30 protein-coding genes are annotated in these 24,151 nt (G+C 38.8%); 6 read left to right on the top strand and 24 right to left on the bottom strand.

Annotated features, from left to right (window positions below; translation table 11 throughout):
- Positions 1 to 75 precede the first annotated feature (75 nt).
- Together nrdE and nrdH are read right to left on the bottom strand one after the other, a co-directional pair.
- A complete protein-coding gene (gene nrdE / locus JOD28_RS02535) occupies positions 76 to 2,247 on the bottom strand; it encodes a class 1b ribonucleoside-diphosphate reductase subunit alpha (RefSeq protein WP_204769328.1) in 2,172 nt (723 codons plus the stop codon).
- A gap of 91 nt (positions 2,248 to 2,338) precedes the next feature.
- Entirely contained in the window at positions 2,339 to 2,569 is a 231-nt protein-coding gene (gene nrdH, locus JOD28_RS02530) for a glutaredoxin-like protein NrdH (protein WP_204769327.1), read from the bottom strand.
- Between the two features lie 479 nt (positions 2,570 to 3,048).
- Here nrdH and JOD28_RS02525 point away from each other — a divergent pair, with 479 nt between their 5' ends.
- From JOD28_RS02525 to JOD28_RS02510, 4 genes are all read left to right on the top strand, one after another.
- On the top strand, positions 3,049 to 4,446 hold the full coding sequence (locus tag JOD28_RS02525) for a hemolysin family protein (protein WP_204769326.1): 1,398 nt from the start codon (positions 3,049 to 3,051) through the stop codon (positions 4,444 to 4,446).
- A 111-nt stretch (positions 4,447 to 4,557) separates the two neighbouring features.
- Positions 4,558 to 5,223, top strand: coding sequence for a histidine phosphatase family protein (locus JOD28_RS02520; protein ID WP_204769325.1), 666 nt, complete (start codon positions 4,558 to 4,560; stop codon positions 5,221 to 5,223).
- 198 nt (positions 5,224 to 5,421) lie between these two features.
- On the top strand, positions 5,422 to 6,720 hold the full coding sequence (gene hflX, locus JOD28_RS02515; protein ID WP_204769324.1) for a GTPase HflX: 1,299 nt from the start codon (positions 5,422 to 5,424) through the stop codon (positions 6,718 to 6,720).
- 141 nt (positions 6,721 to 6,861) lie between these two features.
- Positions 6,862 to 8,217, top strand: coding sequence for an MFS transporter (locus JOD28_RS02510; RefSeq protein WP_204769323.1), 1,356 nt, complete (start codon positions 6,862 to 6,864; stop codon positions 8,215 to 8,217).
- A gap of 139 nt (positions 8,218 to 8,356) precedes the next feature.
- Here JOD28_RS02510 and rpsI read toward each other — a convergent pair whose 3' ends face one another.
- The 6 genes from rpsI to JOD28_RS02480 all read right to left on the bottom strand — a co-directional run bounded on the left by rpsI (position 8,357) and on the right by JOD28_RS02480 (position 12,752).
- Positions 8,357 to 8,752 (bottom strand): 30S ribosomal protein S9, encoded by a 396-nt coding sequence (rpsI, locus tag JOD28_RS02505; RefSeq protein WP_013103467.1) that lies wholly within the window; start codon positions 8,750 to 8,752, stop codon positions 8,357 to 8,359.
- An 18-nt stretch (positions 8,753 to 8,770) separates the two neighbouring features.
- Entirely contained in the window at positions 8,771 to 9,214 is a 444-nt protein-coding gene (gene rplM, locus JOD28_RS02500; RefSeq protein ID WP_013975182.1) for a 50S ribosomal protein L13, read from the bottom strand.
- Positions 9,215 to 9,458: 244 nt separating this feature from the next.
- Positions 9,459 to 10,229, bottom strand: coding sequence for a tRNA pseudouridine(38-40) synthase TruA (gene truA / locus JOD28_RS02495; protein WP_204769322.1), 771 nt, complete (start codon positions 10,227 to 10,229; stop codon positions 9,459 to 9,461).
- Positions 10,230 to 10,298: 69 nt separating this feature from the next.
- Positions 10,299 to 11,105: an energy-coupling factor transporter transmembrane component T family protein gene (locus JOD28_RS02490; protein ID WP_204769321.1), complete on the bottom strand. Its 807-nt coding sequence runs from the start codon at positions 11,103 to 11,105 to the stop codon at positions 10,299 to 10,301.
- Entirely contained in the window at positions 11,098 to 11,955 is an 858-nt protein-coding gene (locus tag JOD28_RS02485) for an energy-coupling factor transporter ATPase (protein ID WP_204769320.1), read from the bottom strand. Before JOD28_RS02485 ends, JOD28_RS02490 begins: the two co-directional genes overlap by 8 nt.
- Positions 11,931 to 12,752, bottom strand: a complete 822-nt coding sequence (locus JOD28_RS02480) for an energy-coupling factor transporter ATPase (RefSeq protein ID WP_204769319.1) — start codon at positions 12,750 to 12,752, stop codon at positions 11,931 to 11,933. Before JOD28_RS02480 ends, JOD28_RS02485 begins: the two co-directional genes overlap by 25 nt.
- Before the next feature lie 187 nt (positions 12,753 to 12,939).
- Here JOD28_RS02480 and JOD28_RS02475 point away from each other — a divergent pair, with 187 nt between their 5' ends.
- Both JOD28_RS02475 and JOD28_RS02470 read left to right on the top strand, forming a co-directional pair.
- Complete coding sequence (locus JOD28_RS02475) at positions 12,940 to 14,610, top strand: FAD-dependent oxidoreductase (protein ID WP_204769318.1); 1,671 nt, start codon at positions 12,940 to 12,942, stop codon at positions 14,608 to 14,610.
- 98 nt (positions 14,611 to 14,708) lie between these two features.
- Positions 14,709 to 15,707, top strand: a complete 999-nt coding sequence (locus JOD28_RS02470; protein WP_204769553.1) for a polyprenyl synthetase family protein — start codon at positions 14,709 to 14,711, stop codon at positions 15,705 to 15,707.
- A gap of 65 nt (positions 15,708 to 15,772) precedes the next feature.
- On the opposite strand, the gene rplQ is transcribed toward JOD28_RS02470, so the two are convergent.
- From rplQ to rplX, 16 genes are all read right to left on the bottom strand, one after another.
- The gene (gene rplQ, locus JOD28_RS02465; protein ID WP_013103458.1) at positions 15,773 to 16,156 is read right to left on the bottom strand and encodes a 50S ribosomal protein L17; all 384 of its coding nucleotides are present in this window, start codon (positions 16,154 to 16,156) and stop codon (positions 15,773 to 15,775) included.
- A 37-nt stretch (positions 16,157 to 16,193) separates the two neighbouring features.
- Positions 16,194 to 17,138 carry a DNA-directed RNA polymerase subunit alpha gene (locus JOD28_RS02460; protein ID WP_013103457.1) on the bottom strand — a complete coding sequence of 315 codons (945 nt, stop codon included), beginning with the start codon at positions 17,136 to 17,138 and terminating at the stop codon, positions 16,194 to 16,196.
- Between the two features lie 46 nt (positions 17,139 to 17,184).
- The gene (gene rpsK, locus JOD28_RS02455; protein ID WP_013103456.1) at positions 17,185 to 17,571 is read right to left on the bottom strand and encodes a 30S ribosomal protein S11; all 387 of its coding nucleotides are present in this window, start codon (positions 17,569 to 17,571) and stop codon (positions 17,185 to 17,187) included.
- Between the two features lie 128 nt (positions 17,572 to 17,699).
- A complete protein-coding gene (gene rpsM, locus JOD28_RS02450; protein ID WP_013103455.1) occupies positions 17,700 to 18,071 on the bottom strand; it encodes a 30S ribosomal protein S13 in 372 nt (123 codons plus the stop codon).
- A gap of 86 nt (positions 18,072 to 18,157) precedes the next feature.
- Positions 18,158 to 18,277 (bottom strand): 50S ribosomal protein L36, encoded by a 120-nt coding sequence (rpmJ, locus tag JOD28_RS02445; protein ID WP_002816013.1) that lies wholly within the window; start codon positions 18,275 to 18,277, stop codon positions 18,158 to 18,160.
- A gap of 45 nt (positions 18,278 to 18,322) precedes the next feature.
- A complete protein-coding gene (infA, locus tag JOD28_RS02440; RefSeq protein ID WP_002816015.1) occupies positions 18,323 to 18,538 on the bottom strand; it encodes a translation initiation factor IF-1 in 216 nt (71 codons plus the stop codon).
- A 105-nt stretch (positions 18,539 to 18,643) separates the two neighbouring features.
- Positions 18,644 to 19,207: an adenylate kinase gene (locus JOD28_RS02435; protein WP_204769317.1), complete on the bottom strand. Its 564-nt coding sequence runs from the start codon at positions 19,205 to 19,207 to the stop codon at positions 18,644 to 18,646.
- On the bottom strand, positions 19,200 to 20,534 hold the full coding sequence (secY, locus tag JOD28_RS02430; RefSeq protein ID WP_204769316.1) for a preprotein translocase subunit SecY: 1,335 nt from the start codon (positions 20,532 to 20,534) through the stop codon (positions 19,200 to 19,202). The genes JOD28_RS02435 and secY overlap by 8 nt, the downstream gene beginning before the upstream one ends.
- Positions 20,534 to 20,968 carry a 50S ribosomal protein L15 gene (gene rplO, locus JOD28_RS02425; RefSeq protein WP_204769315.1) on the bottom strand — a complete coding sequence of 145 codons (435 nt, stop codon included), beginning with the start codon at positions 20,966 to 20,968 and terminating at the stop codon, positions 20,534 to 20,536. The genes secY and rplO overlap by 1 nt, the downstream gene beginning before the upstream one ends.
- Positions 20,969 to 20,997: 29 nt before the next feature.
- Positions 20,998 to 21,180 carry a 50S ribosomal protein L30 gene (rpmD, locus tag JOD28_RS02420; protein WP_013103451.1) on the bottom strand — a complete coding sequence of 61 codons (183 nt, stop codon included), beginning with the start codon at positions 21,178 to 21,180 and terminating at the stop codon, positions 20,998 to 21,000.
- A gap of 11 nt (positions 21,181 to 21,191) precedes the next feature.
- Positions 21,192 to 21,698: a 30S ribosomal protein S5 gene (gene rpsE, locus JOD28_RS02415; RefSeq protein ID WP_004899439.1), complete on the bottom strand. Its 507-nt coding sequence runs from the start codon at positions 21,696 to 21,698 to the stop codon at positions 21,192 to 21,194.
- Positions 21,699 to 21,717: 19 nt separating this feature from the next.
- Positions 21,718 to 22,071 carry a 50S ribosomal protein L18 gene (gene rplR, locus JOD28_RS02410; protein ID WP_013975191.1) on the bottom strand — a complete coding sequence of 118 codons (354 nt, stop codon included), beginning with the start codon at positions 22,069 to 22,071 and terminating at the stop codon, positions 21,718 to 21,720.
- Positions 22,072 to 22,166: 95 nt separating this feature from the next.
- Complete coding sequence (gene rplF / locus JOD28_RS02405) at positions 22,167 to 22,703, bottom strand: 50S ribosomal protein L6 (protein WP_204769314.1); 537 nt, start codon at positions 22,701 to 22,703, stop codon at positions 22,167 to 22,169.
- A 24-nt stretch (positions 22,704 to 22,727) separates the two neighbouring features.
- Positions 22,728 to 23,126 carry a 30S ribosomal protein S8 gene (gene rpsH / locus JOD28_RS02400; RefSeq protein WP_204769313.1) on the bottom strand — a complete coding sequence of 133 codons (399 nt, stop codon included), beginning with the start codon at positions 23,124 to 23,126 and terminating at the stop codon, positions 22,728 to 22,730.
- 141 nt (positions 23,127 to 23,267) lie between these two features.
- Entirely contained in the window at positions 23,268 to 23,810 is a 543-nt protein-coding gene (gene rplE, locus JOD28_RS02395) for a 50S ribosomal protein L5 (RefSeq protein ID WP_013103446.1), read from the bottom strand.
- Between the two features lie 23 nt (positions 23,811 to 23,833).
- A complete protein-coding gene (gene rplX, locus JOD28_RS02390) occupies positions 23,834 to 24,142 on the bottom strand; it encodes a 50S ribosomal protein L24 (protein WP_013103445.1) in 309 nt (102 codons plus the stop codon).
- Positions 24,143 to 24,151: the final 9 nt, after the last annotated feature.

The following is a 24,151-nucleotide window of genomic DNA, read 5'->3' as shown; positions in this document are numbered from 1 at the left end:
CTGCCCTTTACCCAACTTTCTTTTATGTTATGTACAAAGCAATCATCAGATATCACCCATGATTGCTTTTTAATACTAAATTGAGCAACTCTCACATTCATTTACGCCAGATTCTTGGTTATCATCTGTAAATGTTCGAATATAATACAATGACTTAATTCCCTTATTAAAGGCATAATGACGCAAAATTGTTAAATCACGTGTTGTCATTTTATTCGTGCGATTATTCTTCCATTCGTATAAACCTTCAGGTAATGTTGACCGCATAAATAATGTCAGCGCCATCCCTTGGTCAATATGTTCTTGTGCAGCTGCATACACATCAATTACCTTGCGCATATCTGTATCGTACGCTGAGACATAATATGGCATTGTTTCATTATTTAAACCGGGTGCTGGATAATAAACTTTCCCAATCATGCCCTCTTGGCGCTCTTCAATTTTATTGACAATTGGCAACAATGTTGCAGTTGTATCATTAACATAAGAAATAGAACCAGTGGGCGCAATGGCATGGCGATACGCATTATACATACCATATTTTGCAACATCATCACGAAGTTGAGCCCAATCATGTTTGGTTGGTATGTGGTGTTGTGCAAATGCATCAACGACTTTATTTGTTTTAGGTGCCCAATCTGTTTCTAAATACTTATCAAAATATGACCCGTTGGCATAAGTTGACTTGTCGAACTCAAAGAATTTTTCGTGGCGTTCTTTAGCAATAGCTACAGATGCTTTAATTGAATAATAATTCAAAGTCATAAAGAAAGTCGTTGTGAAATCCAAAGCCTCCTCATCGCCATAGTACATTTTATTTTGAGCAAAATAAGCAGCAAGACCCATTGCACCTAAACCAATTGCATGTTTTTCATTGTTTCCTTTAGCAATAGATGGTACAACATCTAAATTTGATGTGTCGGATACATAAGTTAAAGCACGGACCATTGTATCAACTGATTCACCAAAATCATTTGTTGCCATCATATTGACAATGTTAATTGAACCCAAGTTACAACTGACATCTGAACCTAGCCGTGTATACTGCTGACCATTATCAATGTCGGAAGGTGTCTGGACTTGTAAAATTTCTGAACACAGGTTAGATGACACAATTTTACCAGAAATTGGATTACTACGGTTAGCAACATCGATATTGATGATATATGGGTAACCCGATTCCTGTTGTAGCTTAGATATTTCTTCTTCTAACGTTCGTGCATCAACTTTATATTTAGTAATTTGATCATTGGCAACCATGTTATCATATTCAGCCGTAATATCAATGTAGTTAAAGGCCTTACCGTAAACCTTTTCAACATCTACTGGGCTAAATAAATACATGACATCATTTTTCTTGACCAATTCATAAAATTTATCGGGGACAGTTAAGCCAAGAGAAAGTGTTTTAACACGTATCTTTTCGTCTGCATTTTCCTTCTTTGTTGATAAAAATGCCATGATATCTGGATGAAATACAGACAAATAAACCACACCAGCACCTTGACGGGCACCAACCTGAGAAGAAAATGTGAAGGAATCCTCTAATAACTTCATCACGGGCACGATACCCCCAGCAGAATTGGCAATTGCCATCACTGGTGCGCCTGCTTCACGAATATTTGAAACATTGATACCGACACCACCACCCATTTTTGATAACTGTAGGGCTGAATTAATGGTACGACCAACTGAATTCATATCATCAGAGGTTTGAATAATGAAACAAGAAACTAATTCACCACGTCGTGCGCGCCCAGCATTCAAAAAGCTAGGTGTTGCTGGTTGATAACGTTGATGAATCATTTCATCAGCCAATCTCAAAGCTAATTCTTCACGACCATCAGCATAAAATAATGCGTTCATGGCTACACGATCGACATATGTTTCCACATAGTGTTGCCCATCATTTGTTTTCAACGCATATTGATTATAGAATTTAAATGCTGCCATAAAAGACTTGAAATTAAAATGTTGCTCATCTAAATAAGCATAAAGAGACTCAATAAAGTCAAAACGATACTTCTCAATAAAAGTACGCTCCAAAAAATTGTTTTGGAATAACCAATCAAAACGCTCTGACAGAGAGTCAAATTGCATAACATTTGGCCAAACGTTTTCTCTTAAGAAAGCATCAAGTGCCTCTTGGTCTTTTTCAAGTTGAATTTGATTATCCTTAGGGATATTCACTTGGTTGTTCAAGTCAAAATAAGTAACCTGATCTAAATTTAATTCTTTTAATGGCATAAATTCCGTCCTCTTTAATCTATGATTGATGATAATCTGAAGAAACAAAAAAACATCGGTTGATTACCTCGCGATGTTGATTGCTTTAAGTTTAAGCTGAGATTTTCTTTAATACGTCTGGACGAAAGCCAGAGAACTTTGGCATACCCACAACAGAAACTACTGGCGTTTGACGGAATCCATCCGCCTTCAACTCTTCAACATACTTTGTATCATCTTCAATATTGATTTCTTTAAACGGTACACCTTGCGCCTCTAAGAATTTCTTAGTCATTTTGCATTGCACACAGTTGTACTTAGTATATACTGTTACATTTTCCATATAAACTCCTTGGTATAAATTTATTTTTAAGCTATTTAAACTAAATATCGTTACTTGTAATTCTACCTGCTTTTTTTATTTAAACAAGGACAATATACGTCCTTACAAACAATTGTTCGATAGAATGTCGTAAAATCAATCACTACAACAGAAATCTGATTTGAAATTTAACAAAAAAAGAGACGAACAATTAAAATCCCCTAGTACCAGTACTTACAGCATACATCAATAAACGAAGTTGAGCAATAAAAATTTATAAAACTCGCCAAAAACCTATTTTGTTGCAGTTTATAATTCACAGATGATAAATGACACATCAAAGCTTACGAATTCATGTTCGCTTTTAACAATAATTAGTATTTTTAAGCCACGTAACGTTCGCTTTTTATAAAGCTTATATTTTTGATAATTAACTTAGCATTTACGCTATTTTCTGGTATAATAGCGGTTAGTTACACTAAGAAAAGAGGTTTACGAATTTGGATTCTGGTCCGTCTATGCTCCTTAACTTTGCTATCATCGTTTTGGTGCTTTTACTTGCTATTTTGTTTACACTAACAGAATATTCTCTGGTTAAGGTTCGTTTGAGTGCGTTGCGCGATTTACAAGAAAATCGCGAAAAGCCCTCAAAAAATATCACAAATGCCATTCATATGGTGACACATTTAACTGAATATCTATCAACTGCACAAGTTGGTATTACGCTAACCAGCCTTATTTTAGGTTGGATTGGTGAAGAGACTGTTGCTAAGATTATTCTTAATTCAGGTGTACTACCACCTGAATATGCTCGTGCCGTTGCTTCAGTTTCAGCAATGATCATTTTTACAATTGTCCATGCTGTATTTACTGACTTGGTACCAAAAAACATTGCAATTGAATCACCGGTAAAGGTGTTACTCTTTATCGTCCGCCCAGTGCGTTTTTTCCACATTACACTGTTTCCAATGATTTGGGCACTAGACCACCTATCGAATGGTATCACACACTTGCTAGGTTTTAGAACAGATGGTGAAGAAGATATTTATTCACAAACTGAAATTTTATCTCTATCTAAAAATGCGGCCGCTGCTGGAGAATTGGATGCTGAAGATTTGACATTCATGAAACGTGCCTTTGAAATGAATGACAAGGTTGCCGTTGATATCATGATTGATCGTACTTCTATGACTGCAGTTGATGTTAAGACACCGATTTCTGATGCGCTTAATTTGTATCTGCAAGAGCGCTATTCACGTTTCCCTGTGATTGCAGATAATGATAAGGATAAGGTGTTAGGTTATGTCTTTAACTACGATTTAGTTCGTCAAGCACGTATTAATAGCGCTGACCCTGTATCAAAAATTATGCGAGACATTCCAGCCGTCCCTGAAAATATGGATTTACACGATGTCATGGATGAAATGATTATTAAACGTTCTCCTATTGCCATTGTCGTTGACGAATATGGCGGCACAAGTGGCTTAATTACAGATAAAGATATTTATGAAGAGCTTTTTGGCACTGTCCGCGACGAGATAGATGATGTTTCAGATGATTATATTGAAAAATTAGGCGACCATCATTATAAAGTCTCTGGTAAAATGACGCTTTATGATTTTGAAAGATACTTTAATCAAAATGTTAAAGAACTCGAAGAAAATGACGCTGTTACGCTAACTGGTTACGTTTTAAATGAAGAACCTGAGTTCCGAGCTGGCGACACCATGAAAGTTGCCAACTTCGAACTGACTGCATTAGACTATGATAATGCTTATATTTCTCAATTTACTGTTAAAGTTTCTCCTACACCGCGACAAGATCGTAATAATAATGGCATTTTTGATGAAGATGAAAATAAGCAAGACCCTGAGGCGCCTAAAGCCTCTACAAATTAAAACCGCCTAGGCGGTTTTTTTATATGTTTCATGTTAAAATGAGTGTAATTAATTTTTTAGGAAGGATTGTGTTTACGTTGTTACTCAGCGTAACATTAAGCATTTATAATTATGGCTATTAATCTTTATATTGTTCGACACGGGGAAACCTACTTTAATTTTTTACATCGTTTCCAAGGTTGGTCTGATGCACCGCTCACACCAAAAGGTATCCAACATGGTCTTGATGCAGGTACTCGCCTAGCTAATATTCATTTTGATGGTGCTTATTCTTCTGATTTGACACGATCTGTTCATACTGCGCGCTATATTTTAAAAAATAATCAAGCAAATTCCGGTATTGAGCCCACTGAATTACCTGATTTTCGTGAACAATTTTTTGGATCATTTGAAGGTGTTGACAGTGAAGTAGTTACAACAACCTTAGGTGCTTACAAACCAAATTCGCTCAATACTTATTCAGACTTTATCACAGAATTTGGTATGGCTGAGGCAATGGATACAATATACCTAGCAGATCCGTTTAAATTTGCCGAAGATGATGAACAGTGGTGGACAAGAGTATCTCATGGTTTCGATGATATTCGCGCGCGTCATCACGATGGTGATAATGTTCTTATTGTGTCACACGGCACAACGATTCGTGGTATTGCCGACAAACTAGGTCGGCATGATTTTGCTAGTAATTCTGTCAAAAATGGTGCGCTAATGCGTATTGAACTCTTACCAAGTACAGCAACTATTTTAAACTTTAACGATGACACGACAGTCTTTTGATGGACATCATCTTCAAAAACTGATAAACTAGTGATAGATTAAATAAAGGAAGTGCAATACATTGTTGAACAAATTTTAAGATTCCGCATATACAAATAATGTCACTTTTTTTGTATGCACATCTTGAGATTGGTTCGTCATTTTGCCTTTAACGCGTAAAATACCCCCAGTCTCGTAGACTCATTGGAGGTATTTTTTATGACACAACAACATTCAAACCTTGACGCCCCTCGCCAAGTATTTTTGGTTGGGCTAACCAGTAACAATGCTAATTCTACTTATGAAATGACTGAATTGGCCAATTTGACACGCGCAAATAGTTTAACACCCGTTGAGACATTTACACAAAAACTGGAGCGCCCTAATCCAGCCACTTATTTTGGTAAAGGAAAGGTAGAAGAATTAGCAGAGGCCGTTAAGACCTACGATGTCGACATGATTGTAGCCAATGATGAACTATCGCCCTCGCAGATACGCAATTTAGAAAAAGCAACACAAGCAACTGTCTTAGATCGTACAGGCCTCATTTTAGATATCTTTGCACAACGTGCACAAACTAAAGAGGCAAAATTACAAGTTCAATTAGCACGGCTACAATATCAATTACCACGATTACGTACAAGTATGTCTGTTAGCTTAGACCAGCAAACAGGTGCAGGTGGCGGTGGTTTCACCTCGCGTGGTGCTGGAGAGACAAAACTCGAAGAATCACGCCGTCGAATTACCGCACAAATGGTTCACATTCGTCAAGACCTAGCCGACCTCACCAAGGGCGAAACCACACGTGCCTCAAAACGCCATACTAATGAGTTGCCCAATGTCGCCTTAGTTGGTTATACTAACGCCGGAAAATCAACATTAATGAATCGTTTGCTCGAACGTTTCGGAGTCGGTGCAGACAATGACGATTCAAAGCAGGTTTTTGAAAAAGATATGCTATTTGCAACCTTAAATACAACTATTCGTCAACTCACCTTACCTGATAAAAAACAATTTTTACTCAGTGATACGGTCGGATTCGTATCCAAATTGCCACACAACCTAGTAGCCGCTTTTAAATCGACTTTGCAGGAGGCCGCACACGCTGATTTACTTTTGCAAGTTGTTGACATCTCCGATGAACACTATAAAGAGATGATGACAACGACTGAGAAAACATTAGCCGAAGTTGGCGTCAGTGATGTTCCCATGATTACCATCTATAATAAGGCCGATCGCACAAGCTTATCTTATCCTGAAATTTCTGGCGAGAACACAATTACACTTTCAGCAATAGATACCGATTCACAGGATGCACTGATTCAACTAATTAAGCAGCATATTTTTAATGATGTTGAAACTGTTACACTGCACATTCCTTTTGAAAAAGGTGCCTTACAGGCGAAATTATCCTCTCAACACACATTCTTAACGGAATCCTATGATGACACGGGCACGTTATTGACATTAGAATTATCAAAAATGGAACGTGAAAATTTTGCCTCATACCTTGTTTAATAAATGGTTCATAAAATACCTATTGATTATAATCAATAGGTATTTTTAATTTGTTTCATTAACGCTCATTTTCTAAATGAGATTGAATTTTTCATAAAACTAGTTTAGAATTATTATAAATAACTTTTAAAGAGGCCTATCATGTTTAAAAATTTACGACAACTCACACCATTTTCATTAGTGCTTTTGTCCGTTTCATTTACGATGTCGATTAGTCAGTCAACAATGACCACCGCATATCCTATTTTAATGAAAAGCTTCAATGTCGATGCCAGCACCGTTCAGTGGCTTACAACAGGATTTATGGTAGCCATGACTCTCGTTATGCCTTTAAGCCCTTGGTTGCTTGATAACATTAAATTAAAGCCTTTACTGAATACCATTGTCGCCGTATTTTTAATTGGTACTGCGATAGCCATGCTATCACCGCATTTTTGGGGTATTATTGTCGGCCGATTACTTGAAGGTGTAGCTGTTGGTGCGCTGTTTCCCACTTTTCAAAGTGTTATCATGGAAAATACATCTAAAGAACAGCGTGGCTTAACGATGGGCGTCGTTGGGCTTGTTATGGGGTCCGCACTGGCTGTTGGTCCTATTATTTCTGGTATCGTGTTACAGTGGGTTTCATGGCGTGCACTTTTTGCCTTATTTTTCATCATATTATTGATAATCATTGTCAGCGCACAACACATTATTAAAAATACGCATCCCTTGAAGCATTCATCATTCGACTGGTTATCCGCCGTGACACTTATTGGATTTGGTGGCCTTTTATATGATATTGCAAGCATCCCCAGAACTGGATTTAGTCTCAACTGGTGGCTGATATTTATCATCAGTTGCTTGTTATTAGTCCTATTTACAGTTCGTCAACAAAAATTAGCACAACCGTTTTTGAATTTAACTGTGTTTAAATACCAAGGTTTTCTTCCAGGCTTGTTGTTAACAGGCATTTCTTATTCCGGACTAATCATCGCCACTGTCCTTATGCCCCTCTTCTATCAACGTGTATTTCATTTAGAACCTTTGTGGTCTGGTTTATTAATGGTTCCCGCAGCTGTATTCTTAAGCCAACTTAATCCTCGAGCAGGACGGCTATTAAACCAAATTGGTTTAAAAAAATTAGTTTATATCGGCATGGTAATGATGATATCAGGTTATGGTCTATTAGCTATAGCTGGTACGCATGCTTGGATATATGGATTAGTGGCCGCGATGTTACTAGAGGGTGGTAATGCATTTATTATGATGCCTGCTGTCACAGCGGCTAACAACGCCTTACCGAAAGACTTGGTTAGTCATGGTACTGCTCTCATCACAACGATGCGCCAAGTTATTGGGGCTGGTAGTGTTGTTGTTGCTACGATTTTAATGACCCACTTCAATGAACACGTTTCAATTGGTCAATCATTAGTACGAACAAGCGGTTGGTTTATCGTTGTTCCAGTTATTGGTTTATTGTTAGCAACACGGCTTCAAAGCCACTCACAAAAATAAGATGACTTGTTGATTGTTTGTTTTTATGATCAACTAAAAAAGTGTTACCCATTCGATTGAACGAGTAACACTTTTTAGTTGGTTATTGATTTGAACAAAACCAAAAGGCATTGATAGTATTGCATTTTTGCAGTTTCTATTAACGCTTTGAGAATTGTGAAGCCTTACGAGCCTTCTTCAAACCTGGCTTCTTACGTTCCTTCATACGTGAGTCACGAGTCAACAAACCTGCTGCCTTCAATGCTGCACGGAAATCAGGATCAACTGTCAACAACGCACGGGCGATACCGTGACGTGTTGCACCAGCTTGACCAGAATAACCACCACCAATAACGTTTACTAATACATCGTAGTTACCCAATGTTTCAGTAATGTTAAATGGTTGCAAAACAACTTCACGCAAGTTAGCGAAAGGAATGTATTCTTCGATTGACTTGCCGTTCATTGTGATTTGGCCATTACCTGGAACCAAACGCACACGAGCAACTGAGTTCTTACGACGGCCTGTGCCGGCATATTGTACTGCTGTAGCCATAATTTAGATTCTCCTTTCTTAAATCAACGTGTTGATGTCTAGTGCTTCAGGCTTTTGTGCTGCATGACCATGTTCTGATCCGGCAAACACGTGCAAGTTCAAGCCTTGCTTACGACCCAAAGTGTTCTTTGGCAACATACCGTGTATTGATAATTCAAGTAACTTTTCAGGATTGAATTCACGATAGTTTCCAGCTGTGCGAGCCTTCAAGCCACCTGGGTGGTTTGAATGATGGTAATAAACTTTATCAGTAGCTTTCTTACCAGTCAATTTAACTTCGCTAGCATTGATGATGATAACATGGTCGCCCATGTCAACGTTTGGTGTAAACGTTGGCTTATTCTTTCCACGTAAAATTGAAGCAACTACTGTTGAAAGACGTCCTAATACGACGTCTTTGGCATCAATAATATACCACTTCTTTTCGATTTCACCTGGTTTTGCTAAAAATGTTGTACGCATGTTTGCGCTCCTTTGATTAGTTGTTTACAGGCGTGACCGTTCCTTGTCACGCAAATACAATAAGTTTCCGGGGCTTATCGTGAGGTAAACAATACCGTTTACAATCTTACCTAAAATATGACGTTTTGTCAATGGTTTTACCCGAATTTAATTGTTAACTAGTTGTTTATTGATGACGATTTCATTTGATGACACGTCAGTTGATTTTAATGATAACCATCACGTTATTGTGCCATCAAATTTATTAGTCATTGTAATAAATTTGATCTAAATATAGGCCACTAGCCGGTGCCGTGAAACGTGCTTGTTCTCGATCTTTAACCGCAATCAAGCGTAAAATATCATGTACATCACGACGGCCATTACCAATTTCTAGTAACACGCCAACCATGATACGAATTTGGTTATATAAGAAAGCATTGCCTTCAAAAGTAAATACCAATTCCTGATCATCAGGCTTAATTGTCACATCAGCACGTGTTATTGTGCGAATTGTTGTTGCCGTTTGATTGCCCGATGCGGCGAAACTTGCAAAATCATGCTCACCTAACAAATCAGGTAATGCAGATTTAATACGCTCAATATCCAAATGCCATTGAAAATGGCCAGTATACTGCCGCTTAAAAGGATCAGTAAAATCTTGCGTAGATACACGATAAATGTAGCGTTTTGCGTGTGTATTAAAACGTGCATGAAAATCAGGTGAAACTTTCTCCACTTGCTTAATGAGCATATCTCTTGGTAATAAAGTATTAAGCCCCTTACGGACACCACTCTCATTAATATCAAATGGCAAATCAAAGTGAACGACTTGACCAAAAGCATGCACACCCGTATCAGTCCGAGAAGCACCAACTACCTTAATAGGTTCTGTTGGATTTTTGGCCATCTGGTTTACTGCCTTCGTGAGTTCGCCTTGCACTGTGCGTTGTCGTTCAATACCATTTTTTGTCTGAACCTGAAAGCCAAAAAAGCCCGACCCATCATAAGATACTATCGCCCTATATCTTGGCATATTATTTTAAAATACGGCACAAAACATTGTGCCTCCCCTTCATTATTTACTTCGTATGTACGCCAAATATTAACCATGTATCACTGTTTTAATGATTAAAAAAATAACAACAAAGCCACCAAGTGCCAAAAATGCAACTTGATCTATTTTTTGGTAGCTCAAAATGCGATACTTTGTTCGTTGTACGGCATCCTTAAACCCGCGCACTTCCATCGCGTTAGCTAAATCTAACGCACGTTGCAGAGCACCCACAAACAGTGGAATTAAGAGCGGAATAATTGCTTTTGCACGTTTGACCGGCCCACCCGTGGAAAAACTCATACCACGCGATTTTTGAGCATTCATAATCTTTTGTGTTTCATCCATTAACAATGGTACAAATCGTAAAGCAATCGCCAACATCAAGGACAATTCGGCCACAGGCACGCCAATTTTTTTCAACGGACTCAATAAAGATTCTAGCGCGTTAGCAATACTTGTTGGTGGTGTTGTTAACGTCAAAATGGTTGACATTAAGATGATTAATACAAACCGTACCATAACATAAACTGCATTTAGAATTCCGGGCACTGTCACACGCAGGGGCCCAATGCTGAATAACACAGGTGTTCCGGGTGTAAATAGTAGTTGAAGAATTACCGTAAATAAAATCAACCAAAAAATAGGCTTTAACCCATCCCAATAAAGTTTAAATGGCTGACCAGTTAATCTAACTAAACCGATGACAAACAGGGTTGCCCACGCATAAGTCTGCCAGTTATTAGCCCAAAGCATCACAAGAATATAAACAAACGTTATCATCATTTTTGTTCGTGGGTCTAAACGATGGACCCACGAATGACCAGGTACAAAACGGCCTATCATAATATTATTCATGACCTACCTCCTGATTGATTAATTCAGCTAGTTCGCCTAGATCTAGAGGCCGACGTGATAATGTCACCCCTTTGTCCTTGAGCTTTTCCGCTAATTGCCCAGCTTTTGGCAAATCTAATTTCATCGTTTGAAACCAAGAAAGCTCTCGATTAAACAGTTGGCGTGGTGTTTCTTTAGCAACGACACGGCCTTCATTCATTACAACTACCTGATCTGCCACCGCCACAACATGATCCATTTGATGTGAAATAAAGATAATTGTTTTCCCAAGCTTTTTTAACTCTAAAACAATAGACAACAGCTCAGTCTGCCCTTTAGGGTCTAAACCAGCAGCTGGTTCATCCATAACAACAACACTTGGATTACTCGCCAATGTGCCCGCCATAGCTACACGGCGCATTTGACCACCAGATAGTTCAAAAGGTGACTTTCCCCACAGATCTTCTGATACACCTACCCGATTTAATGCACGCGCTGCTTCCAATTTTGCGGCGTCTTTAGTTGCCCCAAAATTAAGTGGTGCATACATCACATCTTCTAAAACAGTGTTCGCAAATAATTGATTCTCGGGAAATTGGAACACAATGCCAACCTTTTGCCTTAAGTTAACCAATTCTTTTTCTTTGGTGCTGGCCGTCAATTCAAAATCATCAATTCTAATCTGTCCACTGGTCGGTTTTAATAGTCCGTTAATATGTTGAATTAACGTTGATTTTCCTGATCCAGTTTGTCCTACAATAGCAGTCACTTTACCAGTTGGCATGTCAACCGTGATATCATGTAAAACACGTTGCGCCAGAGTCGTCCCAGCGCCATAACTAAAATTTACTTGTTCAAACGTGATAGCCACTGTATTAATTCTCTCTCATCTAAATAACTTTTAGGTTTCGCATCTAATTTTTCCGCTAATTCACCAGCAAAAGGCAACTCTAAACCATTGTTGTGTATGACATCATATTGACTAAAGACATTTGCCGGTGTACCGTCTAGTATCAACTGACCATCATTAATCACAACCACACGGTCTGCTAAAATCGCCTCGTCCATGTCGTGTGTAATCGTAACAAACGTTATGTCATGACCAAATCGCGCTTTAAGATCTTGTAGTGTATGCATAATCGTTGCACGGCCATCAGGATCAAGCATCGCCGTGGCTTCATCTAAAATAATGATTTTAGGCTGTAGCGCCAATACACTAGCTAATGCAACACGCTGCTTTTGACCCCCAGATAACATGTGGGGCTCTCGATCTTTAAAATCCAACATGCCAACAATTGACAGCGCCTCGTCAATCATACGTGGCATTTCAACACTCGGTATCTGCTTATTTTCCAAACCAAATGCGACATCATCGGCGACTGTTGCCCCAACAAATTGATTATCGGGATTTTGGAAAACCATACCGATTTGTTCACGAACATGATGCACTGTATCAACAGTAAGTCGTTCACCAAAAACATCAATGTTTCCAGAATTTGCCGCAATCAATCCTAAAATCAATTTTGCCAGCGTCGATTTACCAGAACCATTATGCCCCACTAAGGCAACCCACTGACCGGAATCGATTGTTAAATTAAAGCCATCAAATAAAACTTGGTCATTGTTGTAATTATATTTTAAATTGTCAATTTTAATTGCTTGAGTCATTAGTCCTTATTTTATCACAGGTTACCCCATTTAGCCTATAATTAATTTAGGCCCTCCACTTTATATTCAATAGTAATTTCACAAAGAAATATTATGATAAACCCTTTTAAAATAACGATAATTAGTCTATAATTAAATAGATATTTCACAAGAATATTAGACAATTCACAAAAGGAAGAAAATAGTCATGGCAGAAAAAAATATTGTCATCGTTGGCGCTGGTTTCGGTGGTGTATTTGCAGCAAAAACGTTGTCAAAGAAGTTAAAATCACATAAAGAATACAATGTTATTTTAATTGACAAGCATTCATACTTCACATACATGACAGAACTGCACGAAGTCGCTTCACAACGTGTAACTCCTAAACACGTACAAGAAGACTTGGAGCACCTCTTCTATCAAAATAAAAATGTCAAACTACTAACTGCCGAAGTCAATGGCATTGATAAAGATGCCAAAATTGTCAAAACGACCCACGGCGACATTAATTATGAAAAATTAATTTTAGCAGTTGGTGGTCAATCAAATGATTTTGGTACACCAGGCGTCAAAGAATATGGTTTTGAATTATGGTCAATGGAAGAATCATTACAAATTCGTAATCATATAGAAAATATTATTGGCCAAGGCGCTGCAGAGCTTGATCCTGCCAAACGTGAACAATTACTCACTATTGCTGTCGTCGGCTCTGGATTTACCGGCGCTGAATTGATGGGCGAATTCATTGAGCAACGTCAAGTACTTGCTAAAGCATACAAATTAGATGAATCTGAAATTAAATTGGTACTATTAGAAGCTTCCCCCTCTATTTTAAACATGCTAAAAGATAGAAAACTAGCTGACAAGGCATTCAAATATATGACAGATAATGGCGTTGATATACGCCTAGGTGCTATGGTTACTGGCGTCAATGAAGATGGTGTTATTTTTAAAGATAACACCACCTTGCCTACAAAATCATTGATATGGACTGCTGGTGTCAAAGCAAAATCATTTATCTCGAATTGGGGATTCAAATATGGACGTGGTGGTCGTATTGAAGCTGATGATTATATGCGTGCCACATTAGAAAATGATGAACCAGCAAAAGATATTTATGTTGCTGGCGATACACTATCTTATGTTGACGAAAAAACAGGCCCAGTTCCTCAAACTGTTGAAGGCGCCGAAAGTGCTGCTCGTGCTGCTGCCAACAATATCTTAGCTGATCTTGGATTTGGCAAAACCAAAACTTTTGCTGAATCTGTAAGTTACCATGGTTTTGCAGTTTCAATTGGCTCTCATTATACTGTTGCAAGTTTGATGGGCTTAAACTTTTCTGGCTTCTTCGCTAGTATTGCAAAACATGGGATTAATTTATTCTTTTATTCTCAAATACGATCAATGTATTCCATTTTCAATTATCTAATGGATGAATTCTTCCGTACTGAAAATGGTCGTAATCCTTTCAAGGGTGCAATTTCTCGTCTTGGAAATGTGTTATGGTCAACACCACTACGCGTTTTCTTAGGCCTTTTCTGGATTCTTGCTGCAGTAGGACAATTAGGTGGCTTAAATGACCTCTTCTGGCAACATGGCCTTATGAGCTTCTTTGAAATCATTACAGGTGCAGGTATCTTAATAGGACTTATGACCTGGCCATTAGCTGCAGTTAGTATTATATTAACCATTGCAGCTTGGGCAGTAAACGGCTTTGACTTGACACATTGGTTCTTAATCTTATCAAGCATCGCCGTTATGAATGGTTCTGGGCGTGGTTTTGGACTCGACTTCTACGTTGTACCACTCTTGCAAAAGTTATTCGGTGGCCTTTGGTATGGTAAAGCAAAGTCAGTATATGATGAATTAGATAAATAAGTTATAATAAAATGGTGCGGGGTCAATTATTCTCGCACTTTGTACATATTACATGTATACGCAATCGTTTATACATGGGAGAAGTAGAGAAATTAAACATGTCAACGCGCAATTTACCTAAAATATGGGAAACTTTCCCTGAACTATCAGAACCACTTCAAAGTATTTTAACTGAAATGTCTTCTAGTTGGCATATTGGTTTTGAGGAGATCGACCATGCTATTCGATCTCAACTGAACGCTGGTAAGCTTGTCCGTCCAGCGCTAACCTTAATATTTTCTCGTTTAACAAGTGAGTCTTATAATCAGAGCGCTATTTCACTTGGAGCAAGTGTGGAATTGCTCCATTTGGCGACCTTGATTCATGATGATATTATTGATGAATCAAAATTGCGACGTGGTCATGAAAGCATTCAAAGCCAGTTTGGTAAAGATACAGCCGTTTATGCAGGTGACTACCTCTTAACAGGCATGTTTTCTTTATTAGAACGTGCAGATAAACCAGCTGCAAATAAACTTGCCTTAACAGCCTTACAAGAAATTCTATTCGGAGAATTACTTCAAAAGCAAAATCGATATAACATTAACACAACTTTTTCAGCTTATTTTTCTCAGATCAAAGGCAAAACTGCTGCCTTGTTTAAATTAAGCGCTACTTTTGGATTGGTTAGTGGCACAGACTATAGCGATGACTTATTATCCATAGTAAGCCATCTTGGTGAAAACCTTGGTATCACCTTTCAATTACTTGATGATTATCTCGATTTTGAATCAATTACAGAAAATCTATCATTAGGCAAGCCAATTGGCCAAGATATTAGAAACGGTATATACACGGCTCCTATTCTATTTGCACTAGATGATACTAGCGTGAATACTGACATTAAAACGCTCTTACTTAAACGTGATGCTATTTCCGATGAAGAGCTTACCACATTGCATAACCTCATTACGAGTAGCAACGCAATGACTAAATTAAAAACACTGCTTACTGAGTATAGCGATTCGTTGAACGATTTAATCACTTCATTACCTAATACTCAAATCCAAGAACAACTTGAGCACTTGAGCCAACTGCTATTAACTCGTAATGCTTAATTGCATTAAAAAGACCGTTGCATTGAAAAATGCAACGGTTTTTTTAATATAACATGTAATAATAATTAATCAACAAGTTCCAAGATGACCAATTGAGCAGCATCGCCACGACGTTGGACAGTCTTGAGAATTCGTGTATAACCACCATTACGTTCAGCAAAACGTGGTGTAACATCGTCAAACAACTTTTGCAAAGCTGATTGTACCTTCACGTTGTCGCCGTCTTCGATAACGTCCGCAACTTCGTTACGAACAAAGGCAGCAGCTTGACGTCGAGCAGCCAAGTCACCACGCTTACCTAATGTAATCATCTTATCTGTAGTCTTACGAACTTCTTTAGCGCGTGCTTCAGTAGTAGTGATACGGCCATTGATCAAAAGATCTGTGGTCAAATCACGCAACATTGCTTTACGTTGTGAAGATGTACGACCCAATTTACGATATGGCATTGGTGAATCCTCCTTTTTAGTAATTTAAAGACATGTGTTAATCTTCCTTGCGAAATCCTATACCCATTTCGGTAAGCTTTTCTTGGATCTCATCAAGTGATTTCCGACCGAGATTACGCACCTTCATCATGTCGGCTTCAGTGCGATCTGTCAACTCCACAATAGTGTTGATACCGGCCCGTTTGAGACAATTATAAGAACGAACTGACAAATCCAAGTCCTCAATCGGAGCAGAATCTGAAGCATTAGTGGCCACAGGCTCTGCTTCAACCATAACGCTGGCTTCAGCTGCGACTGGAGAAATGTCCATGAACAAATTCAAATGTTCTGCCAAGATTTTTGAACCAAGGCTTAAAGCATCACTAGGTTTAATTGAACCATTAGTCCAAATATCAAAAGTGAGTTTATCATAATCATCACGTGAACCTACACGCGTATTTTCTACATGGTAGTTCACACGTTCGATAGGCGTATAAATAGAGTCAACTGCCAAAACACCAATAGGCATTTCATCACGCAATTGTTTATTTTCGTCTGCAGATGAGTAGCCACGCCCTTTAACTGCCGTAACAGTCATGTGCAGTGACTTACCTGCTGCTACAGTAGCAAGATGCAAATCCGGATTTAAAATCTCAACATCGGCACCTGCCTGCAAATCTGCAGCAGTAACATCAGCAGGTCCTTGAACATCAATTTCAAGGCTACGCTCATCATCTGAATCAATAGCCAACACAACTTTTTTAAGATTTAAAATAATTTGTGTGACATCTTCAACTACGCCATCCACAGTTGAAAACTCGTGAACAACGCCATCGATTTGAACCGTGTTAACGGCTGCGCCTGGAAGCGATGATAACAAAATACGACGCAATGAGTTACCAAGCGTTGTACCGTATCCGCGCTCAAGAGGCTCTACGACAAACTTGCCATAGCGGTCATCCTCTTCGATGTTATGAATATTTGGCTTTTCAAATTCAATCATCTGTAATTCTTACCCCTTCTTTCAAAGCAAGAGCAATGAAAATCAATTAAACACGACGACGCTTTGGTGGGCGTGATCCGTTGTGGGGAACAGGGGTAACATCTTTAATTGATGTTACTTCCAAGCCAGCTGCAGCCAAAGCACGGATAGCTGATTCACGACCAGAACCTGGCCCCTTAACAGTTACCGCAACAGTGCTCATGTTCATTTCCTTAGCACTCTTTGCTGCTGCTTCCGCTGCCATTTGAGCAGCGAATGGTGTTGACTTACGACTTCCCTTGAAGCCCAATGCACCAGCTGATGACCAAGCAACAGCATTGCCTTGAACATCAGTAATCATGACGATAGTGTTGTTGAATGTTGAATGGATGTGAGCCACACCGGCTTCAATATTCTTTTTTACACGACGCTTACGCGTTGTACGTGCTGCCATAATATTTGCCTCCTTTTCAATACTTTTCGTATAATTTCTCGGGCTAATTGCTTAGCCAACATTACGCAACTATGGTTGCGATAATCATGTGCCATATCGATTAGGATACAACAGAGAAAGATAATAAATTACTTTCTCTTACCAGCAATTGCTTTAGCTGGGCCTTTACGTGTACGAGCGTTGTTTTTCGTGTTTTGTCCACGAACTGGCAACCCCTTACGATGACGAATGCCACGGTATGATGCGATTTCTTGCAATCCTTTGATATCTAATGATACCTTACGACGTAAGTCACCTTCAAGTTGTAAGTTCAACTTATCAACTGTTGCACGGATGGCATCTTCTTGATCTGCTGAAAGATCACGAACACGGACGTCTTCAGAGACGCCAGCTTCAACCAATACTTTTTGTGCAGTAGTATTACCGATTCCGTAGATGTAAGTTAAGCCAATGACAATACGCTTGTCACGTGGCAAATCAATACCTGCTATACGAGCCATAACAATTTACCTCCTATTTATATTTTGAAAATGACAATTATGTCTATTTACAATCACTTTTATGTTTGTGTAATACACACTGAAAATTACTTTCCAGCGCGTTGCTTGTGCTTAGGGTTAGCTGAGCAAATAATCATAGTGCGACCATTCCGCTTGATAACACGGCAAGCATCACACATCTTTTTAACTGATGGGCGTACTTTCATAATCTATTCCTCCTATTCGGTTAACTGATTATTCCAAATCACTTCTTAACGGAAACGATAAGTAATACGACCTTTTGTTAAGTCGTATGGTGACATTTCTACTGTGACACGATCACCTGGCAATATTCGAATAAAATTCTTACGAATTTTACCTGAAACATGCGCTAAAATAACCGCACCATTTTCGAGTTCTACTTGGAACATCGCATTAGGTAAAGTTTCTTTAACTTTACCCTCTATTTCAATGACATCGTTGGCCATGCACTCACCCTCCTGTGCTAATAATGTTCAACATTGCTGATAAGTGCTTAACCTATCAAATTATACCAGAAAAACTAGTACTTCTCAATGTAATTTTAGAAACTTTTATAAAGTATCCAAAACCTTTTTGACATCACGATACACCTCAGTAAGTTCACGTCCGCCATTAATTGTGTGCAGTACACCAGCTTTTTGGTAATAATCTACCAACGGCAAGTTAGCTGCTTTATTAACAACCAATCGGTTATCAATAACTTCAGGTGTATCATCCTCGCGTCCACGTCCCAAAAGGCGTTCGCGCAACAATGAGTCAGAAACTTCAAAATAAAGTGTTGCAGAAACTTGGCTACCATTTTCTTTTAGATAATTATCTAGAAATTCCGCTTGTGCTTCATTACGAGGATATCCATCTAACATGAATCCAGCAGTTTTAACATCCGCTTGACTTAAACGTTCAGCAACCATTGCATTCGTAACTTCGTCTGGCACTAAGTTGCCAGCGTCCATATACGTACGTGCTTTCTGACCCAATTCAGTATTATCAGTCAAGTTAGCCCGAAAAATATCTCCTGTAGAAATATGCACATTCGGATAATCCTTAACAATAAAATCTGCTTGAGTGCCTTTACCAGCACCCGGCAAACCTAATAAAATCAAATTTTTAGTCATTAGTTGTCTCCCGTGTTTCTGACTGCTTTTTTGTAATAAACCCAATATAATTTCGCTTCTGCATTAAGCCATCAATTTGACGAATTAAATCAAGAGCAACACCAATCGCAATTAGCAAACTTGTGCCTCCAAGACCTATTTTCTCATTTAGTCCCCAAATATTTGAAGCAATCAACGGAACCAATGCGACAAATCCTAAGAAAATTGAACCGACAAAGCTCAAGTTTAATAGTAATTGTGAAACAAATGATTTCGTTTCATCACCTGGACGTACACCAACAATGTAGGCCCCTTGCTTTTGTAAGTTCTCCGATAATTTCTCAGGATTAACTTGTACAAAAGCATAAAAATAAGTGAAGACAATGATCAAAACAGTATAAAGGATTGCACCTGGTAGTGTGGTCATACTAAATATTTGTTGTAATATTTGATACCAATTAGCTGACGCATATTTTTCTTGAAATGCCATCATAATCGTTTGCGGTGTGCTAATAAATGATGATGCGAAAATAACTGGAATAACACCAGAAACGTTCACTTTCAATGGTAAGTACGCTTCACTACCATATGATGTTGCAGATCGTGTATATTGCATTTGTAACCGGCGTGTTGCTTCGTAAAACCATGTCGTAATAGCAATTACTAATAGCATTGCTATTATAAGCACAATCATGAACACAATACCGTTTACTAAATCACTTGATCCAGCTTGTAAAATATTTTCTTTGAAAATTTCATATAAGCCTTCTGGTGCTTGTGCAATAATTCCTGCAAAAATAATCATAGAAACACCGTTTCCTAGACCTTTTTCAGTAATCATTTCACCCAACCACATTGCAAAGAATGTTCCAATTGTCATGACCGTCCCGATCACCACAAAGGACATCGCATTGTTTGTTTGGTTGACTAATCCATAAGCAGAAAGTGAGTTAAATCCCGCTGTAATACCTACAGATTGAACAAAAGCAAGCACAAGTGTTAACCATCGCGTGGCGTTGTTCAACTTTCGCCGGCCAACCTCACCCTGCTTACTCCATTCAACAAAGCGTGGCACGATATCTAATTGCAAAAGTTGCACAACAATTTGTGCCGTCACGTATGGTGAAACACCCATTGCAAACAATGAATAGTTCATCAAGCCACCACCTGAGAAGATGTTTAAAATGCTCATCAATCCAGAGTTAGCCATATTCGACATAGCTGAAGGATTGACACCTGGCACAGTAATATGCGTTCCAATTCTATAAATAAACAGAATTAAAAGCGTCCATCCTAACTTTTTGCGAATATCTTTTTCACGTACTGCATTAAATAACGTGCGTAGCATTAAAGTACCTCAGCTGATCCACCGGCTTGTTCAATAGCTGCCTTAGCAGTAGTTGAAAACTTATGTGCTTTAACAGTTAACTTTTTCTCAAGCTTACCAACAGCCAATACTTTAATACCTGACTTTTGATTTTTAACAATACGGTTTTCAATCAAAAGTGCTGGTGTGATTTCTGTGCCATCTGCGAAAACGTTTAACTTTTCCAAGTTAACAACAGCAAATTCCTTACGTGAAATATTAGTAAATCCACGCTTTGGAATACGACGATACAAAGGCATTTGACCACCTTCAAATCCCAAACGCACTTTACCACGAGCCTTCTGACCCTTTTGACCACGTCCGGATGTTTTACCGTTTCCTGATGACGTACCGCGACCTACACGGTTACGTAACTTGCGTGAACCTTCTGCAGGTTGTAATTCGTTCAAGTTCATCTTTCGGTACCTCCTTATTTTAATAGTTATTACTTTACTTCTTCAACGCTTACTAAGTGTGCAATATGGAAAATTGCGCCACGAGTAGCTTCGTTATTAGGCTTCACCACTGAGCTAGACACACGACCAAGTCCAAGTGACTTAACAATCGTGCGTTGCTTAGGTAAGCGATGAGCCGCACTCTTAATCAAAGTGATTTTTAAATCAGCCATTTTATCGCTCCTTATTCAGCTAAGTGTTCCAAAGAAACACCACGCAAAGCTGCTACTTGTTCGGCATCCTTTAAGCTCGTCAAAGCATCAAAAGTTGCGCGAACGACGTTTACTGGCGTAGCTGAACCAAGTGACTTTGCAGTCACATCAGCAATGCCAGCTAGTTCCATAACAGAACGCGCAGCACCACCGGCAGCAACACCAGAACCTTCTTCGGCTGGCTTAATCAAAATTTTGCCGCCGCCCCATACGCCAAGGACGTCGTGAGGAATAGTTGTAGAAACTGTAGGAACAGTGATCAACTTACGCTTAGCATCTTCGATAGCTTTACGGATAGCTTCAGGAACTTCCTGCGCCTTACCAGTACCAAAACCAACATGCCCTTGCTTGTCACCTACGACAACCAACGCTGCGAAACGCAAACGACGGCCACCCTTGACAACTTTTGTGACACGGTTAATAGCAACAACGTTTTCTTCTAATTCACCAAGTGATTTAGGGTTAACGAATTCAACCATTTTTATATTCCTCCTTCCCTTAGAACTTCAAGCCGTTTTCACGGGCTGATTCTGCTAATGCTTGAACACGACCATGATACAAATAGCCACCACGATCAAAGATAACATCTTCCAATCCTGCAGCTTTACCACGAGTAGCGATCAATTCACCAACTTTAGTAGCTTGTTCTGTTTTTGAGCCTGATACTTCTGCATCATGGCTTGAGGCACTTGCTAGCGTTACACCCGCTACGTCATCAATTAATTGCGCGTAGATGTTTGCATTAGAACGGAATACGTTCAAACGTGGGCGAGCAGCAGTACCAGAAATCTTACCGCGCACGCGCTTATGGCGCTTTACGCGAAGCTTATTTTTATCTGGTTTTGAAATCATAGCTGTGCTTTCCTTTTCTGATGGCCAATGCCATTTTAAATTTATTATTTACGGTAAAAGACTGTAATACATCGTAAAACACCTTAAAGGTTATTTTACTTACCAGTCTTACCTTCCTTGCGACGTACGATTTCGCCTTCGTAACGAATACCTTTACCCTTATATGGTTCAGGTGAACGCACGGCACGAATTTCCGCAGCTAAATCGCCAACTTTTTGCTTTGAAATACCTGAAATTTTAATAGTCAATGCATCTGATACTTCAACTGTCAAATCTTCACGATCTTCAAAAATAACTGGATGTGAATAACCAACTGCCAAAGTCAACTTTGATCCTGACTTTGCAGCACGGTATCCAACTCCGACAAGCTTTAGCGTCTTAGTGAATCCATTAGAAACACCTTCGACCATGTTCGCAACGTTTGCACGTGTTGTACCATGTAAAGCTTTTGTCTTGTTATCATCACTTTCGCGTGAAAAACTAACTTCTGTTCCTTCAACAGACATTGAAATTTCTGAAGTGATTTCACGTGATAAGGTACCCTTAGGACCCTTAACAGTAACAACAGTTCCTTCTTGAGATACTTCAACATCGGCAGGCAATGTAATTACTTTATTTCCAATACGGCTCATGGTAAGTCTCCTTTCTTAGATATATTACCAAACGTAAGCGAGAACTTCGCCACCAATTTGCTTTGAACGTGCTTCCTTGTCGGTAATAACACCAACTGACGTTGAAATGATAGCAATACCCAAGCCATTCAAAACTTTTGGTAATGAATCTGATTTAGCGTACTTACGCAAACCTGGCTTTGAAATACGCTTAATTCCTGTGATGACACGGTTACGGTCTTCACCGTACTTAAGGAAAACGCGGATAACTCCTTGTTTGTTATCCTCAATGTATTCAACATCGCGAATGAAACCTTCTGATTTCAAAATTTCGGCGATGTTTTTTTTAATTTTTGATGCTGGAATCTCAACAATTTCGCGGTGAGCCAAATTGGCGTTACGAATACGAGTTAACAAATCAGCAATCGGATCAGTCATAGACATCTATCGATATCCTCCTTTTATGTTTGAACGGTACATAACAAAATGACACGCTCTTAACTATTATAGACTATTTCAGTCAATAATAGTTAAAAACGTGTCACCCTTTATTTTTAAGAGTGACAAACGTTTTTAAAATACGATTTACTTAGTAAATGGCATTCCCAAGAGTGTCAACAATTCACGACCTTCTTCATCGTTTTGTGCTGTTGTAACAACAACAATATCCAAACCACGAACGCGGTTGACTTTATCAAAATCGATTTCAGGGAAGATTAATTGTTCACGAATTCCCAAAGTATAGTTACCACGACCGTCAAAGGCCTTTGATGATACACCACGGAAATCACGTACACGAGGTAATGAAATATTAATCAACTTATCTAAGAATTCATACATTCGTTCACCACGTAATGTAACCTTAGTTCCGATTGCCATACCTTCACGCAAACGGAAACCAGCGATTGATTTCTTTGCTTTTGTGATAACTGGTTGTTGTCCAGAAATCAACTTCAATTCTTCAACCGCTTCATCCAAGTTCTTTGAGTTTGACACCGCATCACCAACACCCATATTAAGAACGATTTTATCGACCTTTGGGGCTTGCATTGATGACTTGAAGTTAAACTTTTCGATCAAAGCAGGTTGAACTTCATTAACATATTTTTCTTTTAATGCGTTAGCCATGAAAATGATTTCACCTTTCGAAATTAGCCTAGTACGTTACCAGACTTTTTAGATACGCGAACTTTCTTACCATCTTCAATTTTGAACGCAACTTTAGTTGGTTCATTAGTTGAAGGGTCAAGCAGTTGCACGTTTGATACATGAATTGGTGCTTCGATATCGATAACACCACCTTGTGGGTATTCGTTAGAAGGCTTTTGATGCTTCTTAACGATGTTCACGCCTTCGACAACAACGCGATCTTTTCCAGCAACAGTCTTAGAGATTGTGCCTTCTTTTCCCTTATCTTTGCCGGCAATGACGCGAACCTTATCACCTGTTTTTACAAACATGATTTGGCT

This window comes from Leuconostoc rapi (genome assembly GCF_016908715.1).
Lineage (GTDB): Bacteria > Bacillota > Bacilli > Lactobacillales > Lactobacillaceae > Leuconostoc > Leuconostoc rapi.
This window is presented reverse-complemented; position numbering and strand designations above follow the sequence as displayed.